General features: G+C 71.2%; 12 protein-coding genes and 2 pseudogenes. 5 read left to right on the top strand and 9 right to left on the bottom strand.

Features of this window, described 5'->3' with window-relative positions:
• Positions 1-64: 64 nt before the first annotated feature.
• Both ACODT5_RS40450 and ACODT5_RS40445 read left to right on the top strand, forming a co-directional pair.
• The gene (locus ACODT5_RS40450; protein ID WP_266912864.1) at positions 65-559 is read left to right on the top strand and encodes an inorganic diphosphatase; all 495 of its coding nucleotides are present in this window, start codon (positions 65-67) and stop codon (positions 557-559) included.
• 405 nt (positions 560-964) lie between these two features.
• Entirely contained in the window at positions 965-2,671 is a 1,707-nt protein-coding gene (locus tag ACODT5_RS40445) for a threonine/serine exporter family protein (protein WP_422523974.1), read from the top strand.
• 65 nt (positions 2,672-2,736) lie between these two features.
• On the opposite strand, the gene ACODT5_RS40440 is transcribed toward ACODT5_RS40445, so the two are convergent.
• The 4 genes and pseudogenes from ACODT5_RS40440 to mrdA all read right to left on the bottom strand — a co-directional run.
• Positions 2,737-3,438: a DedA family protein gene (locus tag ACODT5_RS40440; protein WP_422523973.1), complete on the bottom strand. Its 702-nt coding sequence runs from the start codon at positions 3,436-3,438 to the stop codon at positions 2,737-2,739.
• A gap of 86 nt (positions 3,439-3,524) precedes the next feature.
• Positions 3,525-4,277, bottom strand: a complete 753-nt coding sequence (locus ACODT5_RS40435; RefSeq protein WP_422523972.1) for a MerR family transcriptional regulator — start codon at positions 4,275-4,277, stop codon at positions 3,525-3,527.
• A 140-nt stretch (positions 4,278-4,417) separates the two neighbouring features.
• Positions 4,418-4,921: pseudogene (locus ACODT5_RS40430) on the bottom strand (DinB family protein).
• 110 nt (positions 4,922-5,031) lie between these two features.
• A pseudogene (gene mrdA, locus ACODT5_RS40425) lies at positions 5,032-7,101 on the bottom strand (penicillin-binding protein 2); the annotation flags it as partial.
• A 549-nt stretch (positions 7,102-7,650) separates the two neighbouring features.
• Between mrdA and ACODT5_RS40420 the strand changes: the two are divergent.
• Entirely contained in the window at positions 7,651-9,417 is a 1,767-nt protein-coding gene (locus ACODT5_RS40420; protein ID WP_422523971.1) for a transposase, read from the top strand.
• A 15-nt stretch (positions 9,418-9,432) separates the two neighbouring features.
• On the opposite strand, the gene ACODT5_RS40415 is transcribed toward ACODT5_RS40420, so the two are convergent.
• Positions 9,433-10,890 (bottom strand): aldehyde dehydrogenase family protein, encoded by a 1,458-nt coding sequence (locus tag ACODT5_RS40415; protein ID WP_422523970.1) that lies wholly within the window; start codon positions 10,888-10,890, stop codon positions 9,433-9,435.
• 119 nt (positions 10,891-11,009) lie between these two features.
• Positions 11,010-11,870 carry a helix-turn-helix domain-containing protein gene (locus ACODT5_RS40410; RefSeq protein WP_422523969.1) on the bottom strand — a complete coding sequence of 287 codons (861 nt, stop codon included), beginning with the start codon at positions 11,868-11,870 and terminating at the stop codon, positions 11,010-11,012.
• Positions 11,871-12,223: 353 nt separating this feature from the next.
• Here ACODT5_RS40410 and ACODT5_RS40405 point away from each other — a divergent pair, with 353 nt between their 5' ends.
• The gene (locus tag ACODT5_RS40405) at positions 12,224-12,712 is read left to right on the top strand and encodes an ATP-binding protein (protein WP_422523968.1); all 489 of its coding nucleotides are present in this window, start codon (positions 12,224-12,226) and stop codon (positions 12,710-12,712) included.
• A 99-nt stretch (positions 12,713-12,811) separates the two neighbouring features.
• Here the strand turns inward: ACODT5_RS40405 and ACODT5_RS40400 are convergent, their stop codons facing one another.
• The 3 genes from ACODT5_RS40400 to ACODT5_RS40390 all read right to left on the bottom strand — a co-directional run bounded on the left by ACODT5_RS40400 (position 12,812) and on the right by ACODT5_RS40390 (position 16,821).
• Entirely contained in the window at positions 12,812-13,048 is a 237-nt protein-coding gene (locus tag ACODT5_RS40400; RefSeq protein ID WP_215011402.1) for a DUF397 domain-containing protein, read from the bottom strand.
• A gap of 104 nt (positions 13,049-13,152) precedes the next feature.
• Positions 13,153-15,249 (bottom strand): FUSC family protein, encoded by a 2,097-nt coding sequence (locus tag ACODT5_RS40395; protein ID WP_422523967.1) that lies wholly within the window; start codon positions 15,247-15,249, stop codon positions 13,153-13,155.
• Between the two features lie 393 nt (positions 15,250-15,642).
• Complete coding sequence (locus tag ACODT5_RS40390) at positions 15,643-16,821, bottom strand: DUF2786 domain-containing protein (protein ID WP_422523966.1); 1,179 nt, start codon at positions 16,819-16,821, stop codon at positions 15,643-15,645.
• A gap of 222 nt (positions 16,822-17,043) precedes the next feature.
• On the opposite strand from ACODT5_RS40390, the gene ACODT5_RS40385 reads away from it, so the two are divergent.
• Positions 17,044-18,702, top strand: a complete 1,659-nt coding sequence (locus ACODT5_RS40385; RefSeq protein ID WP_422523965.1) for a bifunctional 3'-5' exonuclease/DNA polymerase — start codon at positions 17,044-17,046, stop codon at positions 18,700-18,702.
• Positions 18,703-18,715 lie beyond the last annotated feature (13 nt).

The following is an 18,715-nucleotide window of genomic DNA, read 5'->3' as shown; positions in this document are numbered from 1 at the left end:
GCAGGCGAATCAACGCAGTCTCGAAGCAATCAAGCTGCTGAAGCTGATCATGGAGGAGCAGGACGTGGAGTTCGACGTCACCATCGAGATCCCCAAGGGTTCGCGGAACAAGTACGAGGTGGACCACGAGACCGGCCGGATCCGTCTGGACCGTCGTCTCTTCACCTCGACCAGCTACCCGGCCGACTACGGCTTCGTCGAGAACACCCTCGGCGAGGACGGCGACCCGCTGGACGCGCTGGTCATCCTTGACGAGCCGACCTTCCCGGGCTGCCTGATCAAGTGCCGCGCGATCGGCATGTTCAACATGACGGACGAGGCGGGCGGCGACGCGAAGCTGCTGTGCGTGCCGGCATCCGACCCGCGTGTGGAGCACCTGCGCGACATCCACCACGTGTCCGAGTTCGACCGCCTGGAGATCCAGCACTTCTTCGAGGTCTACAAGGACCTGGAGCCGGGCAAGTCGGTCGAGGGCGCGAACTGGGTCGGCCGCGTTGAGGCCGAGGCCGAGATCGAGGCCTCGTACAAGCGCCTCGAGGCCCAGGGCGGCCAGCACTGAGCTCCGCTCGGTGAGGGGCTGACGGGATGCCCCGTCGGCCCCCTGTGACACCGCGGGCGGTACCCCCTTGAACGGGGTGCCGCCCGTCGTCGTGTCCGGGTGCGGGTGCGGGGTGCGGGTGCCGGGTGCGGGTGCGTGTCCCAGGGGCTCCGCCCCCGGACCCCCGCGCCTCAAACGCCGGCGAGGCTGGATTTGGCCGGCCCCGGCTCGGATCTGGCCCACCCGGCCCGGATTTGGTCGGCCCGGCCCGGATTTGGTCAGCCCGGCTCGGATCTGGTCAGCCCGGCTCGTATCTGGCCCGCCCGGCTCGGATCTGGCCCGCCCGGCTCGGATCTGGCCCGCCCGGCTGGAAAGGCGCCTGCGGCTGAAAGTTCAGCTGCGGGGCAGATTCCTGTTTCGCCGTGGATGGAACGGTTCCGCATACTGATACCGGCTGGCTCGGGGACTGGAGGACGCGTGGCGGAGGGCGAGGGATCCGGGTCCGAGGACCGGAAGCCGAAGTCGGACGAGGCGCGCAGCGCGTTCTCCGTGCCGGACGGGGTCGGGGTGGACCCCGAGGCGACCGAGGAGGACCAGCCGACCTCGGAGTTCGCCGTCCCCGACGGGCTCGCGTCGGTCGCCGTGGAGCCGGAGGGCTCCGCGTTCGCCACGCCGCACACCTACAGCGCCGCCCACTCCCCGCCGGCCTACACCGGTTCTCCGGGCTTCCCCGTCACCCGGTTGAAGGAGTCCCCCTGGCAGGACCGCATGCGCACGGTGCTGCGCATGCCGGTCGACGTGCGGCCGGTGCCGGAGCCCTCGCAGCGGCTGGCCGCGGAGACCGGGCCGGCCGTGGGGCGCGTGCTCGACCTGACGCTGCGCATCGGCGAGCTGCTGCTCTCGGGCGGCGAGGGCGCCGAGGACGTGGAGGCCGCGATGTTCGCCGTGGCCCGCAGCTACGGCCTGGACCGCTGCGAGCCCACCGTCACCTTCACCCTGCTGTCGATCACCCACCAGCCCTCCCTGGTGGACGACCCCGTGTCGGCGAACCGCACCGTCCGCCGCCGCGGCACGGACTACACCCGGCTCTCGGCCGTGTTCAGCCTCGTCAACGACATCACCGCGCACGAGGTCGACATCTCGCTGGAGGACGCGTACCGCCGGCTCGCCGAGATCCGCCGCAACCGGCACCCGTACCCCGGCTGGGTGCTCACGGGAGCCGCCGGCCTGCTCGCCGGCGCGGCCTCCACGCTGGTCGGCGGTGGCGTGCTGGTGTTCTTCGCAGCCGCACTCGGGGCGGTGCTCGGAGACCGGCTGGCCTGGCTGTGCGCCGGGCGCGGGCTGCCGGAGTTCTACCAGTTCGTGGTCGCGGCGATGCCGCCGGCCGCGATGGGCGTGGCGCTGAAGATGACCGACCTCGACCTGCGCTCCTCGGCCGTCATCACCGGCGGGCTGTTCGCCCTGCTCCCGGGGCGTGCCCTGGTGGCGGCCGTGCAGGACGGTCTGACCGGCTACTACATCACCGCGTCCGCCCGGCTGCTGGAGGTGATGTACCTCTTCATCGGCATCATCATGGGCGTCCTGGTGGTGCTCTACGTCGGCGTCCAGTTCGGCTCCAATCCGCAGCCGGAGGACGTGCTGCAGATCGAGCAGCGGCCGCTGCTCCAGATCGCCGCCTCGATGGTTCTGGTGTTCACGTTCGCGATCCTGCTCCAGCAGGAACGTTCCACCGTGTCGTTCGTGACGCTGAACGGCGGGATCGCCTGGGTGATCTACGGGGCCCTGCACTACGCCGCCAACATGCCGGCGGTGCCGTCCACCGCGATCGCCGCCGGACTGGTCGGCCTCTTCGGGCAGCTCCTCGCCCGGCACCGGTTCTCCTCGGCCCTCCCCTTCGTCACGGCCGCCATCGGCCCGCTGCTGCCCGGCTCGGCCACGTACTACGGGCTGCTGCTGATCGCCGAGAACCGGCTGAACGAGGGGCTGGGCTCGCTGACGAACGCCGCGGCCATCGCGCTGGCCATCGCGATCGGCGTCAACCTCGGCTCGGAGACGTCCCGCCTGTTCATGCGCATCCCCGGCGCGGCCAGTGCGGCCAAGCGCGGCGCGGCGAAGCGCACCCGCGGCTTCTAGAACGCCGATGCCCCGCCGACCGGGGTGCCGGTCGGCGGGGCATCGTACGGGGCTTCGGGCGGGCCCTAGCGCTTCGCGTGGCGGCCGCTGCGCTGGCCCGGGGCCTGCGGGTCCTCGCCGGAGCCGGGCTCGGTGCCGCCGGCCGCCGCCGCCTTCTTCTGCTTGCGGGACTTGAGCACCTCGAAGACCACCGGGATGACCGAGATCAGGACGATGCCGATGAAGATCGGCTCGACGTTGTTCTTGATGACCTCGAACTGGCCGAGCTGGTAGCCCAGGATCGTGACGCCCGCGCCCCACAGGATGCCACCGATGACGTTGAACGTCAGGAAGGTGCGGTACTTCATCGCGGTGGCGCCCGCGACCATCGGCGCGAAGGTGCGGATGATCGGCACGAAGCGCGCGAGCACGATGGCCTTGGGGCCGTGCTTCTCCATGAACTCGTGCGCCGCGTCGAGGTTCTCGCGCTTGAAGAGCTTGGAGTTCGGCTTGTTGAAGATCTTCGGGCCGAAGACCTTGCCGATCATGTATCCGACCTGGTCACCGATGATCGCGGCGATCACGATCAGGGTGCACACCAGCCACAGCGGCTCCTTGACGGCGCCGCTCGCGACGAACAGGCCCATCGTGAAGAGCAAGGAGTCGCCGGGCAGGAAGGCGAAGAGCCCCGATTCGGCGAACACGATGATCAGGGTGCCGACCAGGCCGAATTGCCCGATCAGGTACTCCGGGGAGATCCACTCGGGGCCGAGCGCAAGCGTATTCACGGGTTCCGGGCTCTCCTGGATCAGGTGGGGGGTGTCCGTCCAATTATGAACGCACACCGCCCCCGCCTGGTTCCAGGGGACCGGCGCTACGACTTGCGGACCGCGTTGGCCAGGATCGCGTCCCGTACGAACACCGCGAGCCCGGGCCGCACGGCCTCGTAGTACGCCGTGAACCGCTCGTCCGCGACGTACATCTCGCCGAGGCCGGTGTGGATCTCGTACGTGCAGAAGTAGTAGCTGCCGTTGATCCAGCCGCGGTGCTCCTCGGCCAGGTCCATGGCCTCCTCGGACTCCGCGGACGTCCCGGCGTCCAGGAGGGCGGCGAACCGCCGGTTGATGTCCTCGGCCAGGGCCTGGATCCGCAGCCAGTCCTCCTTGGTGTACGAGGCGGTCCGGCGGGCGGACTCCCGGTACGTGTCGCCCCAGCGGCGCTCGGCCTCCTCGGCGTGCTCCTCGGGATCGAAATCCCCGAAGACCTCGAACTTCTCCTCGGGCGTGAGGTTGATGCCCATCTTCTTCGCCTCCATGGCGTGCTCGACGGCCGCGGCCATCTGCTGGAGCCGGGCGATCCGGTCGGTCAGGAGGGCGTGCTGCCGGCGCAGGTGCTCCCCCGGGTCCGATTCCGGGTCGTCCAGCAGGACCGCGACCTCTTCGAGCGGAAAGCCGAGCTCCCGGTAGAACAGGACCCGCTGCAGCCGGTCGAGGTCGGCGTCGTCGTACCGCCGGTGTCCCGCCTGGCTGCGGCCGCTCGGGGAGAGCAGCCCGATCTCGTCGTAGTGGTGCAGCGTGCGCACCGTGACTCCGGCGAATCCGGCGACCTGGCCCACGGAGTAGCCCATCGCTTTCCGCTCCTCTTCTCGGGTACGCGGCCAGCCTGGTCCCTCACGCCGCGTGAGGTGCAAGTCCCGGTGCCGGGGGCGTCACGGAGTCGGGGCGAGGACCGGAACGCCGCGGCCAGGCCGTCTCCGAAAGGGGCTGCCTAGCCCATGGCGCGGGTGCCGTCGATGGACTCGCGGATGATGTCGGCGTGGCCCGCGTGCCGGGCGAACTCCTCCACCAGGTGCAGGAGCACCCAGCGCATCGAGACCTTCGCGTCCGCCGGGAATCACGGGGCCGGAGGCAGCGGGAAGCTGTTGTCGAGGCTGGGGACCGCGGCGATGAACGCCTCGGTCTCCTGCCTGATCCCGTCCCAGTACGCCAGCACCGAAGGCATGGACTCGCCCTCGACCAGCCGGAAGCCGTCGGCCCAGTCGCCCTCCGGGTACTCGGTCGCGCCCTGCGCCATCCGCAGCCAGCCCTCCTCGCAGTTCGCCGCGTGCTTGAGCAGCCCGGACAGGGAGAGCTCGCTGACGCTGGGCTTGCTCGCCGCCTGCTCCTCGGTCAGCCCCTGCGCGGCCTCGCGCAGCGCCGCGCGCTGGGCCTCGACGAAGGCGAGGAGCGTGCCGCGCTCGTCACCGGGGACCTCCATGGAAATCTGAGCCATGACCTGACCGCCTTCTGTTCCGTGTGTCCTGCGTGTCTCTCCTGCTGACAAGAACCACGTTACGAAGCCTTGCGGTCAGTTTCTGTCCGCAATCACGGGAATCACTGGTTTTCCTGCCGGACCGGCGGAAGTTCCTTCTGCGGCTTGGGCAGCAGGGCCTTCTTCAGGTCCTGGGCGCCCTTCTCGTCGAGGCCGTACATCGCCTCGTAGATGTTGCGGACGGCCGGTCCCGAGGCTCCGGAGCCGGTGCCGCCCTGGGAGATGGTCATGACGATCGCGTAGTCCTCGGTGTAGGAGGCGAACCACGAGGTGGTCTGCTTGCCCTGGACCTCGGCCGTACCGGTCTTCGCGTGCATCGGGATCTGCTTCTGCGGCCAGCCGCCGAACCGCCAGGCCGCGCTGCCGGTGGTGGCCACGTCGGCGAGGGCGCCGTCGATGTCCTTGCGGAGCTTGGCGTTCATGGGGAGCTTGCCCTGCACCTTCGGGGCGATCTCCTTGACCGAGGCGCCGTCGGCGCTGACCACGGCCTTGCCGATGCTGGGCTGGTGCAGGGTGCCGCCGTTGGCGATGGCGGCGTAGACGGAGGCCATCTGGATCGGGGTGACGAGGGTGTCGCCCTGGCCGATGGAGTAGTTGATCGCGTCGCCCTCGCGGAGCTGGTTGCCCTGGCGGCAGTTCTCGTAGGCGATCTTCTCGGCGTACGAGCCGTTCTTCTTGCCGTCGCGGCACCAGGCGGCCTTGTTCGCCTCGAAGAAGTCCTTCTTCCACTGGCGGTCGGGGACCCGGCCCGGGACCTCGCTGGGCAGGTCGATGCCGGTGCGCTTGCCGAGGCCGAACTCGTGGGCGGTCTTGAAGAACCAGTCGCCGGGCTTGGCCTTGGGCTTGATGCCGCCGTCCTTCTTCCACTCCTTGTCGGCGATGGCGTAGTAGACGGTGTCGCAGGAGACTTCCAGGGCCTTGCCGATGGTGATGTCGCCGTAGCCCTGGGACTCGAAGTTGGTGAAGACCTGGCTGCCGACCGAGTACGAGCTCGGGCAGCCGTAGAGCCGGTTGAAGGGGTAGCCGGCGTTGACCGCGGCCGTCGAGGAGACCACCTTGAAGATCGAGCCGGGGGCCGCCTGGCCCTGGATGGCGCGGTTCAGCAGCGGGTAGTTCGATTCCTTGTCGGTGAGGGAGGCGTAGTCCTTCGCGGAGATCCCGCCGACCCAGGCGTTCGGGTCGTACGTCGGGTTGGAGGCCATCGCGACGACCCGGCCGGTCTTGGACTCCATGACCACGACGGCGCCCGAGTCGGCCTCGTAATGGCGGCCCGTGTTGTTCTTGTCGATGCCCTTGCGGGCCTCGATCATCGCGTTGTTCAGCTCGCGCTCGGCCACGGCCTGCACGCGCGAGTCGATCGAGGTCACGACGTTGGCGCCCGGCTGGGGCTTGTCGCTCGTGCCCTCGCCGAGGATCCGGCCGAGGTTGTCCACCTCGTAGCGGGTGATGCCCGCCTTGCCGCGCAGGTCCTTGTCGTAGGTGCGCTCCAGGCCGCTGCGGCCCACCTGGTCGGAGCGCAGGTACGGGGAGTCGGAGCCCTTCGCCTTGGTGATCTCCTCGTCGGTGACCGGGGAGAGGTAGCCGAGCACCTGGGAGGTGTTGGCGCCGTCGGGGCCGGCGTAGCGGCGCAGGGCGGTGGGCTCGGCGGTGATGCCGGGGAACTGCTCGGCGTGCTCCCGGATCTCCAGGACCTGGTCGGTCGTCGCCTCGTCGGTGATGGGGATCGGCTGGTACGGGGAGCCGTTCCAGCAGGGCTTGGGGGTCTTGGAGTCGCACAGCCGGACGCCGTTGACCACTTCCTCCGCGTCGAGGCCCAGCACCCCGGCGAGCTCGGTGAGGACGCCCTTGCCGCGGTCCTTCATCTTGGAGAGCTCGGTGCGGCTGGCGGAGACGACCATGCGGGTCTCGTTGTCGGCGAGCGGGATCCCGCGGGAGTCGAGGATCGAGCCGCGCACGGCGGGCTGGACGACCTGCTGGGTGTGGTTGTTCTTCGCCTCGTCCGTGTACTCCTGGCCGTTGCGTATCTGCAGGTACCACAGACGCCCGCCGAGGGTCAGCAGCAGCGAGAACACCACGATCTGGATCATGACGAGCCGGTTCTGGACCCGGGGTGTGCGCCCGGTCTCCGGTATGTTGCTCAACTCGGCTCTCCCCCGGACTGGTCCTCGCCTGACCCGCCCGAGTCTAGATCCCCCGCACGGATAAGCCTTGATCCCTAATTCAAGCGTGTTCGATCTTGGGATCGAACGCGCCGGCGACGCGGGCCAGGAGGGCGAAGACGACCTGCTGGCGCCATAGGCATCCGGGACGGCCATCTTGGCTATTACGCCACATGCCGGGCATCTGCACATCTAGCCTGGGCGGCGGGAGGTGACGATGATGCAGGCTACCGAGACGCGAAGGGTCCGAGGGAAGAACAAGGCCCCGAAGTGGACCAAGCCCGACGCTGGGATCGTGTCGGTGATGGTACTGCCGCTGGCCGTCACCGACCCTGTCGAACTGGCTCGGCTAGTGCTGCGGCCGGAAAGGTTTGCCGGGTCGCGGTGTTCGGTGCGGTGCATCGCAAGGCGGAGGACCGCGGTTCGTACTGGACGTACTTCCGTGGTCCGACAACGCGGCGAGGTGCCGTGCCGGGCGCCGTGACCCGGTGAACCTTTCCGGTCACAGCACTAGACAGCTTGTACCGGGCGATGTGGTCGCTCAAGCGCGCCGTCCAGCACGACGCCCGCGCCAAGGTGGACGCCTACTGGGCCGCGTGCCACGAACGGGAGCAGCAGGGGGCGAAGGCCGTACGGCAGCGCCTCGGCCTGTCCCGCGAGGGCCTGGAACGCTGCGCGTACAAGCATGTGGAGGACTCCGGGCACCTCAAGCACCACGCCAGCAAAGCTCTGGCCATGCACATGGCCGATGAGGTGTGGAACGGGGTGCAGCGGCACCTCTTCCCCGACACCACCGGCCAACGTTTCGGCCGTCCGAAAGTCGGTGACTGGCACGACTTCATCCGGATCCCCGGACGCGCCCGCTCCCACACGACCGAGAGCAAGTGGGAGACCTTCCGACTGGTCGGCACCCTCCACGGCCACTCCGCGGGCTACACCTCAGGCGGCCGGTACGCGCTGACGCAGCCCCGCCGGATACCCAAGCCCACCGTGACCAAAGTCCGTGTCGCCACCGGAAAGCTGACCACCGGGGGCAAGCCCGGCACCCGGAAGGCGACGTGGTGGGACCACTCCGGCCCCCTCGCCGTCGTCTTCACCGGAGGACCCGACAGCAGGCGCGGCGACCTCGTGCTCCCCGTACGCATCCCGCAGCGGCCCGGCCAATGGGCGCGGATGCAGCACTTCCTCTCCCACCCCGGCCGCTGGCACAAGGTGGACCTCGTCCGCCGCCGCAAGGCAGGCGCACCGGGCGGCTGGGTCTATGAAGCGCACCTGATGGTCTTCGGTCCCGACCTCTCCATCGTCTCCTTCCCCGCCAGCCTCACCGGCGGCGAGCCGGAGTCCACCGAGATCACACTCACCGAAGCCGAGCAGCGGCTGTTGGAGAAGCAGGCGAAGAAGCGGCGGGGCCGGGCGCGGGCGCTGGAACGCTCCCGCAGGGCCATGAACGCCACGCAGTACGGGGTGTCGAAGCGGCAGGACAAACGAGCCGCCAGGCGTGATGAGAAGGGCCTACGACCCAAGGCCGTGACCATACCGGGCGGTGCCCGCGCCGCACGGTCCGACGGGGTGCCGCAGCAGGCGTTCCGCCGCGACCGGCTCTCCGCCACCTACCGCGAGCAACGGGCCCGCCAGGCCGAACACGCCGCCGGAATCGCCGAACACCGCCGCCACCGCGCCCGCCTGTTGGCCCGAGAGATCATCGCCGTCCACGGCCCCGTACTCGTCGTCGAGGACTGTGACATCCGCACGTGGTTCCGGCTGTGGGGCAAGCGGCTCTCGCAGACCACGCCCGGCATACTGATCTCCGCGCTCAAGGCGGAGTGTGAGGCCGCCGGCGGCCGGCTGGTCCGGGCCTCTACCTGGTCAACGGCCCTGTCGCAGCACTGTCTGTGCGGTGAACGCGTCTCCAAGACGCTGCGGGACCGTGAGCACACGTGCACGGCGGGCGGCCTCACCGGCAGGCGGGACCTCGTCTCCGCCGCGCTCGCCGCGTTCGTCCGCTTCACCGACGTGGACGACCACAAGACCGCGTACCTGGACACCACCATGTCCCGGCACGCGCAGGTCACCTATGCGCAAGCGCTGGAAGAAGCGCTGCGGGAGTCAACCACACCGAGCCCGAAACCGCTCCGGCGGCCGGGTCGCGTGGCAGTCCCACGGCAACGCCGTGAGACCTCTGCTCCCCGAACCGCCGGACAGCGGCACCGAGCAACCCCGGATGAGTCACGCTTGCGTGGCCACGCCGGAACGCCCGGTACCCGCCCCGGCTGCAATTCGCAGCTCACCCTTTGGTGACGCACGGATCAAGTCTTAGAACGGGAACTGCGTCCGGCCGTGCTGGACCGAGATCCATTTCTGGGTGGTGAAGGCCTCCACGGTGGCCTCGCCGTTGAGGCGGCCCATGCCGGAGGCCTTCTCCCCGCCGAACGCCGCGAGCGGCTCGTCGCCGATGGTGGAGTCGTTGACGTGGATCATGCCGGTCTCGATGCGCTGCGCGAAGCGGACCCCGCGCTCCACGTCCCGGGTGTGGACGGCGCCGCTGAGTCCGTACGGGGTCGCGTTGGTGAGGCGGACCGCATCGTCCTCGCCGTCGAAGACGACGAGGAGGGCGACGGGGCCGAAGATCTCCTGGCCGAGCAGCGGGGAGTCCTCGGGGAGCCCGGCGAGCACGGTCGGCTCGACCAGGTTGCCGCGCGTGGAGCCGCGTACGAGCGCCTGCGCGCCGGAATCGACGGCGCGGTCGACGAGCGCGGTGAGGGCGTCGGCCTGGAAGGAGTTGATCAGCGGGCCGATGTGGGTGTCGGCGTCGTGCGGGTCGCCGGTCTTCAGGGCGCGCACGCGGGTGGTGAACTTCTCGGTGAACTCCTCGGCGACCGAGGCGTCGACCAGGATCCGGTTAGCGGCCATGCAGACCTGGCCCTGGTAGACGAAGCGGCTGAAGACGGCCGCGTCCACCGCGTAGTCGAGGTCGGCGTCGTCGAGGACGACCAGCGCGCTGTTGCCGCTCAGTTCCAGGACGGTCCGCTTGAAGTGGCGGGCGGCGACCGCGCCGACGTGCCGGCCGACCCGGTCGGAGCCGGCGAAGGAGATGACCTTGGGGACGGGGTGGGTCAGGAGCGCGTCGCCTATTTCGGCTATGTCGGTGACCAGGACGTTGAGCAGGCCGGCCGGCAGGCCCGCCTCCTCGAAGATCTTGGCGATGACCCCGCCGCCGACGACGGGCGCGTTCTGGTTCGGCTTGATGACCACGGCGTTGCCGAGCGCCAGGGCCGGGGCGACCGACTTCAGGGTGACCAGGAAGGGGAAGTTGAAGGGGCTGATCACGGCGACGACCCCGACGGGCAGGCGCTGGACCCGGTTCTCCTTGCCCTCGACCGGCGAGGGCAGGATGCGTCCCTCGGGGCGGACGGCCAGCTGCATGGCCTCGCGGATGAATTCCTTGGCGAGGTGGACCTCGTACTCGGCCTTGGGACGGGTCCCGCCGAGCTCGTCGATCATCGCCTCGACGATCTCCTTCTCGCGCTCCTCGGTGATCCGCAGGGCGCGTTCCAGGACGGCTCGTCTGGTGTAGGGGCTGGTGGCGGCCCAGTCCTTCTGGGCCCGCTCGGCGGCCCGGTAGGCCTGGTCGACCTGCTCGACGGTGGCCACGGTGATGGCCGCGAGCTTCTCCCCGTTGTACGGGTTGACGTCGATGATGTCCCACGACCCGGTCCCGGCCAGCCATTCGCCGTCGATGTACTGGTGAGCCAGGTCCTCGAATATGGACATGCCATCCCTTACGTCGAACGCGCGTCCTTGCGCTGCACCGGAGACCCAGGGGTCATCTGGGTCATCGTCATGCTCCGATCAGACGTCATGGTCTGATCAGGCGTCATAGTACGTGTGAATCAAGACAGTTGGAGCAGACCGCGCAGGAGATCCCGGGTCTTGTCGGGGTCCGGGCAGTCGTTCTGGAGGCGCAGCATCGCCCGCTCGTACTGCCCCACTTCCTCGTCTTTGTCGAGGTAGAGGGCGCTGGTGAGCTGTTCCAGATAGACGACGTCCTGGAGGTCGGACTCGGGGAAGCGCAGCAGGGTGAAGGCACCGCTCTCGCCGGCGTGACCGCCGAAGGAGAAGGGCATGACCTGCAGGTGCACGTTCGGCCGCTGCGAGATCTCGATGAGGTGCTCCAGCTGACCGCGCATCACGTCCCGGTCGCCGTACGGGCGGCGCAGCGCGGCCTCGTCGAGGACGGCGTGGAAGACGGGGGCGTTCTCGGAGACCAGTACCTTCTGGCGCTCCAGGCGCAGCGCGACCCGGCGGTCGATCTCGGCGTGGCCGGCGCCGGGCATGCCGCGGCTGACCACGGCCTGGGCGTAGGCCTCGGTCTGCAACAGGCCGTGCACGAACTGGACTTCGTAGATGCGGATGAGGGAGGCGGCGCCTTCCAGACCCACGTACGTCTGGAACCAGCCCGGCAGGACATCGCCGTAGCTGTGCCACCAGCCGGCCACGTTGGCCTCGCGGACCAGTCCCAGGAGGGACTCCCGCTCCGCGCCGTCCGTGACTCCGTAGAGCGTGAGGAGGTCCTCTACGTCTCTGGCCTTGAAGCTCACCCTTCCCAACTCCAAGCGGCTGATCTTCGATTCGGATGCGCGGATCGAGTAACCGGCCGCCTCACGGGTGATGCCGCGGGATTCTCGGAGTCGCCTGAGCTGGGAGCCCAGGAGGATGCGGCGCACCACAGAACCACTGGCTTCTGCGGTCACGAGTCCTGCCCCTCCCCATGCCGTGGATGGATACGTACGCCGAACGCGCGTGTGGCCGCGTCCGACTGCGTCGCAGGGGCCCCCGTGCCCCTCAAAGCCCGCAGTCTGCCACCAAAACGCATCTGTCCGTACTCGTTCTGTAACGGATTTGGCCGCGCTGTAAAAGAAGTCCGTAAGTATGCGTAGGAAGAAATGAGCAAGAACCGTCACGGGACCGGACAGGTCCGGCGCGTGCACGTGCATCTGCCCTTGCATCCGGCTCGGTCATTCGGAACCATGGTCCCGCGCACCTGCGTGCCCCGCAGTTCTTTCGAATCCCGGGAGTGCCTCGCATGGGGACGAATGGATCGACCATGCTCGAGCCGTTACGGCAGGGGCTTCCCCCGGTCGACCCCACGGCTGTCTCCGGGTCCGCGTCCTGCGCCCTTCCCGCCCGCCTCGAAGCGGTCCGCGGTGCACGCACCTTCACCCGTTCCACCCTTTCCCAGTGGGGCCTCGACGACCGGTTCGACGACGTGGCACTGGTCGTCTCCGAACTCGTCACCAACGCGCTGCGCCATGCCCTCCCGGACGATTGCCCGCCCGCCCCGGGCGAGAGCGAGCCGCCGGTACGCCTGCACCTGATGCGGTGGAGCACCCGACTGGTGTGCGCGGTGCGGGACCCCAGCGAGGACCGGCCCGGCGGGAGCTTCGCGCCGGAGGCGACGGAGCGCAACTGCGACCTGGAGTCGGGGCGCGGGCTCTTCCTCGTCGACTCCTACAGCGACAGCTGGGGCTGGCATCCGCTCGCGGGGCGGCTGACCGGCAAGGTGGTCTGGGCGCTGTTCACGCTCCAGGACTAGAACCACCGCACAATCACCATAAATATGACAAGCGGCCGGGATTGATCATGGCGATCAATCCCGGCCGCTGCACGTGCATGGCTGATCTTGAGCTGGTCTTCAGCCGATCAGGTGGTCGAACTCGCCGTCCTTGACACCCAGCAGCAGCGCTTCTATCTCGGCCGGCGTGTACACGAGTGCCGGTCCGTCCGGAAACCGCGAGTTGCGCATGGCAACGTCGCCTCCGGGCAGTTTCGCGAACTCCACACAGGAACCTTGCGAGTTGCTGTGTCTGCTCTTCTGCCAGGTCACCCCGTCAAGCTCTGCAGCTGCCATCCCGTTGTACGCGTGGTCCACAGGAAGCCCCCGATAGTGCAGATGTCAACTGCACCGGATCATAGCTGTGTTCATGAACGCCTGCATGGGCAGATGCACGTGCACGAACGGAGGGCACGGCACCACTAAGGGTGACGACCTTCCCCGGCACCTTCCCCGGACCTGGGGCGCGGCGGGGTCCGCAGGGCGGCGGAGACCTCCTCCAGGGAGTCCAGCAGCTGCCGCGCCGCGCCGCGCAGCACGCCCGGGTCGGGGGCGTCCCCGTCGGCCAGGGCCGTGCGGACCCCCTCCCAGTCGGGCACCCGGCGCTCCCGCACCGCCTTGGCGCCCGCCTCCGTCGCCTCGCGCAGGGCACGGGCCAGCTCGGCCGCGCCCGGGACCGGGGGCCGGGAGCGGTCCGGGAAGTGCGCCTCCAGCAGCATCGCGTGGCGGCCCATCGCGGCCAGGGCCCGGCCCGCGTCCTCGGCGGCCGCCCCGGAGATCCCGCGGTGGCGCACCGGCTCCCCCGCGGCCCGGCCCACCGCGTCCTGCCAGGCGACCCGGGCGTCGCGCACCGCCAGCAGGGCTTCGCGCACGTCCTGGCGGCGGGCTCCGGCCGGGTCGGCGTACTGCTCGAGCACGGCTGCCGCGTACCGCCCGTTGGCCTCCACCCAGTCCGCCAGCCGGGTCCGCAGTCGCGGGGTCTCCCAGGCCGGGTAGACGGCGTAGGCGATCATCGCGAGGACCCCGCCGACCAGGGTGAGGGTGACGCGGTCCGGCACGGTCTGGTCCCAGCGCAGGCCGCCCATGCCGAGCAGGAACACCACGTAGGCGGAGACGAAGACCATCGATACGGCGTACCCGGTGCGCATGAAGGTGTACATCAGGCCCGCGCTGACGACGGCGAGCAGCCCGGACACGTACATCCCCGGGTGCGCGAGCTGGACCACGGCCGTGGCGAGGGCGACCCCGACCAGGGTGCCGCCGAAGCGGGCGACGGCGCGGGTGTAGGTCTGCGTGAAATCGGGCCGCATGACCATGACGGAGGTCATCGGGGCCCAGTAGGCGTGCCCGAGGGGCAGCGCGTGGCCGATGCCGTAGCCGGCGCAGGCCACGGCGGTGACCCGCACGGCGTGCCGCAGGATCGGCGACCCGGGGCGCAGTTCGGCCCGTACGGAGGCCAGCACCATCGGCGCGAGCGCCCGCAGGGTGGGCCGCAGCATCGATTCGTCGGGATCGGCGGTGCGGCCGGAGCCGCCCGGCTCGGCGGTGTCGAGTACGCCGTCCAGCAGGGCGGCGAGCCGGTGCGCGGCGCGCAGCGCGGGGCCCTGGAGCAGGTCGGCGGTGTCGGGGGCCTTGAGCACGGCCAGGGCCGGCCCGGGCACCCGTACCGCCTCACCGCGCCGGATCGCGGACGCGGCGGCGTCCAGCACCGACCCGGCCGCGGCGAGCAGTTCCCGTGCCCGGTCCCGCGCCGGGCCCTCGGCCGGGGCCCCGACCGCCGGGTCGGCCAGCAGGGCCAGCACCGGCCGGATCCGCTCCGCGATCCCCCGTGGGCCGTGCAGCTCGGCGGGGCGGCGGCGGGCCTGGCGCACCGTCACCGTCGCGGCGTCGCGCGCCCTCATCAGCGGCTGCGGGTCGAAGGAGGCGACCGGGTCCTGGCGCAGGCGGCGCGCGTAGTCGGCCTCGGCGGCCAGCGCGTCGGCCAGGGCGTCGCGCTGGGCGCCCCAGCGCCGGATGGGGAAGAGGACGATGAGCAGGGCCTGCACCACCCCGCCGGCGGCGATCATCGCGGCGTGCCCGGCGGCCTGGGGCACGGAGGTGGGCAGGGTGACGGTGACCAGCATGATCGCGACGTTGCCGGAGGCGATCATGCCGGCGGTGGGGCCGGCCGCCCACATCAGGCCCGCCGCGAAGCTCCACACGGCGAACAGCAGCATGAAGGCCAGGGTGTGCGAGGACCCTACGAGGTAGCCGATGAAGGTGGACACGGCCAGGGTCAGCCCGGCGGCGAGCGCGAGGACGGGCCGGGGGCGCCAGCTCTTCTGGAAGGTGGCGACGGCCGCCATGTACGCGCCGAAGGCGGAACTGGCGGCGGAGCCGGGGCCGAGGAAGGCGAGGCCGGCGCCGATGACGATGGCGAGACCGACGGCGGCGCGGAGCGCGACGAGGGGTTGCAGCCGGGTCCGCTCGACCCGCAGCCCGGACCGGGCGGTGTCCTTCAGCGCCCGGACCCAGCTCATGGCCCCGAGCGTAGCCCCGGCGGCGCCGGAACCCGGGAGCCCGCGCCCGACCGGCCTTCTGCACCGGAACCCGTCCCCGTGCACGCCCCGCTGCGCGGGTCCGGGCCCCGCAGCAACCGTTGCCGCTGCGCGGGGCGAAGTTCCCCTACCCGCCCTTCGCCCGTTCCCCGGGCTCTGCCCGGACCCGGTCCTCAAACGCCGGACGGGCTGGATACATCCAGCCCCGCCGGATACATCCAGCCTCGCCGGCGTTTGAGGCGCGGGGTCTGGGGCGGAGCCCCAGGGGGTCCGGGCGCAGCCCGGGGAACGGTGGAAGGGCGGGTAGGGGACAGCCCCGCAGGGCAGCCGGGGCCCGCGGCCAAGGGCGGCGGGCCCGCAGGGGGCCGGGGTGGGTTACTGGTGGAGGGAGCGGCGGCCGGCGTTCGCCATGTGGGCGCGGTTGGCGGCGGCCGTGCCGTCCTCCCAGCCCGCGAGGTCGGTCGCTCCGCGCAGCCGGGTCGTCGTGGTGCGGGGGAACATCTCCTCGGCCCGCGAGGTGACGGCCACGTCCCGGGCGACCAGGGCCGGCAGGTTGTCGGGGGCCTCGGCCACGGTGTCGGCCACCGTGTGCTCCGCCGTCTCGGCGAGGCGCTGGCCGAGCCGGCTCGCGTAGGCCAGCAGGAAGGACTGCCGGAAGGTCTTGGTGCGCTTGCGCCCGCCCGCCCGCTGCCCGGCCTCCGCACGGGTCATCGCGGCGGTCCCCTGGACCAGCAGGGAGGTGTACAGCAGCTCCACCGCCTCCAGGTCGCTCTCGAAGCCGACGACGGTGGAGAACTCGTAGGCGCTGTTCCACACGGACCGGCAGCGGTTCGCGCTCGCCACCGCGTCGAGCAGCACCGCCTTCGCCTCCTCGTACGGCGCCTCGACGCCGATCCGGCAGGCGCCGGGTATCTGCGCCGCGCCGGACTTCACCGCGAGCAGCGCCGCGTCCACGGTGTGCCGGGCCATGAGTTCCTGCGCCTTGGCGCTGAGCGCCTCCGCCTCCTCCGGGAAGGTGGTCGCCTCGGCCTTCGCGAGCAGCGCCCGGATCCGGCCGAGCATGCGGGGCTCGATGTGCGCGTGCTCGAGTACGTCGGCGGGGTCCCCCGGCAGCGGTCCGACCGGCTCGATGGACGGCAGCCGGATCAGCAGCCGGAACACCTCCAGGACGGACCCGGCCAGGCTGAAGCGGTCGGTGCGCTCCCGCTGGACCAGCCGCTCCCCGTACGCGGTGTCGTCCCCCCACCACACCTCGGCCTCCGTCCACCGCTCGGGCAGCCGCGCGTACCGCCGGGCCTCGGCGGCGATCAGGTCCTCGGTGATCCGCAGGTGCGGCTGCTCCAGGTCCCGGCGTACGAGCCGCAGCACGTCGGCCGGCCGCCACCCGCGCTCCCAGGCCTGGCGCACGTACTCCTCCCCGCGCGCGAGCAGCGCCTGCCCGACCCCGCCCCACCGGTCCCCCTCGGCGACGAGCACCGACGCCCCGGCGTCCAGGCCCGCGTCGTCCTGGTTGTACAGCGCGGCCTCGCAGGCCCGGTCAACGATGTCTCTCACCCGTTCAGCTTGGCATGCCCGCCTCCCGGCTCCGTCCCGGCCCGATCCGGCCGTCCAGCGTGGGCGCAGCCAACCCAGCCGTCCGGCGTTTGAGGACCGGGGTCCGGGGCGGAGCCCCGGGGAACGGGGGAAGGGTGGGTAGGGGACAGCCGCCCGCAGGGCCCGCCCGCCCCCGCGCGGCACGCACCGGCACTGTCAGACCCCGGTGGGACACTCGCACCCATGACCGAGCAAACCCCCCGGTGGGCCCTGGCCGAGGACGGCGACGGCCGCTGGCATGCCGCCCCCCTGGACGGTCCGACGGGCGGAGCCCGTGTCACGGTCACCGACCCCGCCGAGGCGATCCGTGCCGCCCCCGCCGGCACCCGCTGGGTCTGGCGGTCCACCGCCGCCGTCTACCCCCGACTCCTCGCCGCCGGCGCCCGCGTAGACCGCTGCCACGACATCGAGGACGCCGAGCTGCTCCTGCTCGCCCACGAGGGCCGCCTCGGCGAACCCCGCTCGGCGGCCGCCGCCTGGGCCCGCCTGACGAACGCCCCCGTACCGCCCGATCCCCCGCAGCGCGCGGCGGAGCCCGGCAGCCAGCACTCGCTCTTCGACCCCCAGCCCGCCCCCGTACCGCTCGACGCCCTCGTCGCCGTCCATGCCGACCAGGCGAAACGGCTCGAAGCCACCGCCCACCCCGACCGGATGCGGCTGCTCGTGGCCTCCGAGTCGGCGGCCTTCCTCGTGGCCGCCGAGATGAACCGCGCGGGCCTGCCCTGGCGGGCCGACGTCCACCGGGCCCTGCTCACCGAGCTGCTCGGCGAGCGGTACGCCGGCCGCGGCCAGCCCCGCCGGCTCGCGGAGCTGGCCGACGAGGTCTCGGCCGCGTTCGGGCGGCGCGTACGGCCCGAGCTGGCCGCCGATGTCATCAAGGCCTTCGCGGAGGCCGGGATCAAGCTCAAGTCCACCCGCCGCTGGGAGATCCAGGACCTGGAACACCCGGCCGTGGAGCCCCTGCTCGCGTTCAAGAAGCTGTACCGGATCTACACCGCCCACGGCTGGTCCTGGCTCGCGGACTGGGTCCACGACGGCCGCTTCCGCCCCGAGTTCATCCCCGGCGGCACCTACACCGGCCGCTGGGTCACCAACGGCGGCGGGGCCCTGCAGATCCCCAAGGTGATCCGCCGGGCGGTCGTCGCCGACCCCGGCTGGCGGCTCGTGGTGGCCGACGCCGACCAGATGGAGCCCCGGGTGCTCGCCGCGATCTCCCGCGACCCCGCCTTCATGGAGGTGGCCGGCCGCCCCGAGGACCTGTACACGTCCATCTCCCGCCAGGGCTTCTCCGGCGACCGCGACATGGCGAAGATCGCCGTCCTCGGCGCGGTGTACGGGCAGACCTCCGGGGACGGCCTGAAGAACCTGGCCGCGCTGCGCCGCCGCTTCCCCCGGGCCGTGGCCTACGTGGACGACGCCGCGAAGGCGGGCGAGGAGGGGCGGCTCGTACGGACCTGGCTGGGCCGGACCTGCCCGCCCGCGGCCGATCCGGAGGAGGCCGAGGAGGCCCCCGACGGCTGGGTCCCGAGCTACGCCTCCACCGACGCCCGGGCGCGCGGCCGCTTCACCCGCAACTTCGTCGTGCAGGGCAGCGCCGCGGACTGGGCGCTGCTCCTGCTCGCCGCCCTGCGCCGGTCCCTCGCGGAGGCGGGGATGCGGGCCGAGCTGGTCTTCTTCCAGCACGACGAGGTCATCGTCCACTGCCCCGAGGAGGAGGCGCAGGCCGTGGCCGCGGCGATCCGCGAGGCGGGCGACCTGGCCGGCCGCATCACCTTCGGCGAGACCCCCGTCCGCTTCCCCTTCACCACGGCCGTCGTGGAGTGCTACGCGGACGCGAAGTGACGTAGGGGGAGCG

It is taken from the genome of Streptomyces tatrensis, from assembly GCF_049310065.1.
GTDB lineage: Bacteria > Actinomycetota > Actinomycetes > Streptomycetales > Streptomycetaceae > Streptomyces.
The sequence above is the reverse complement of the archived record's forward strand: the minus strand, read 5'-3'. Positions and strand labels throughout refer to the sequence as shown.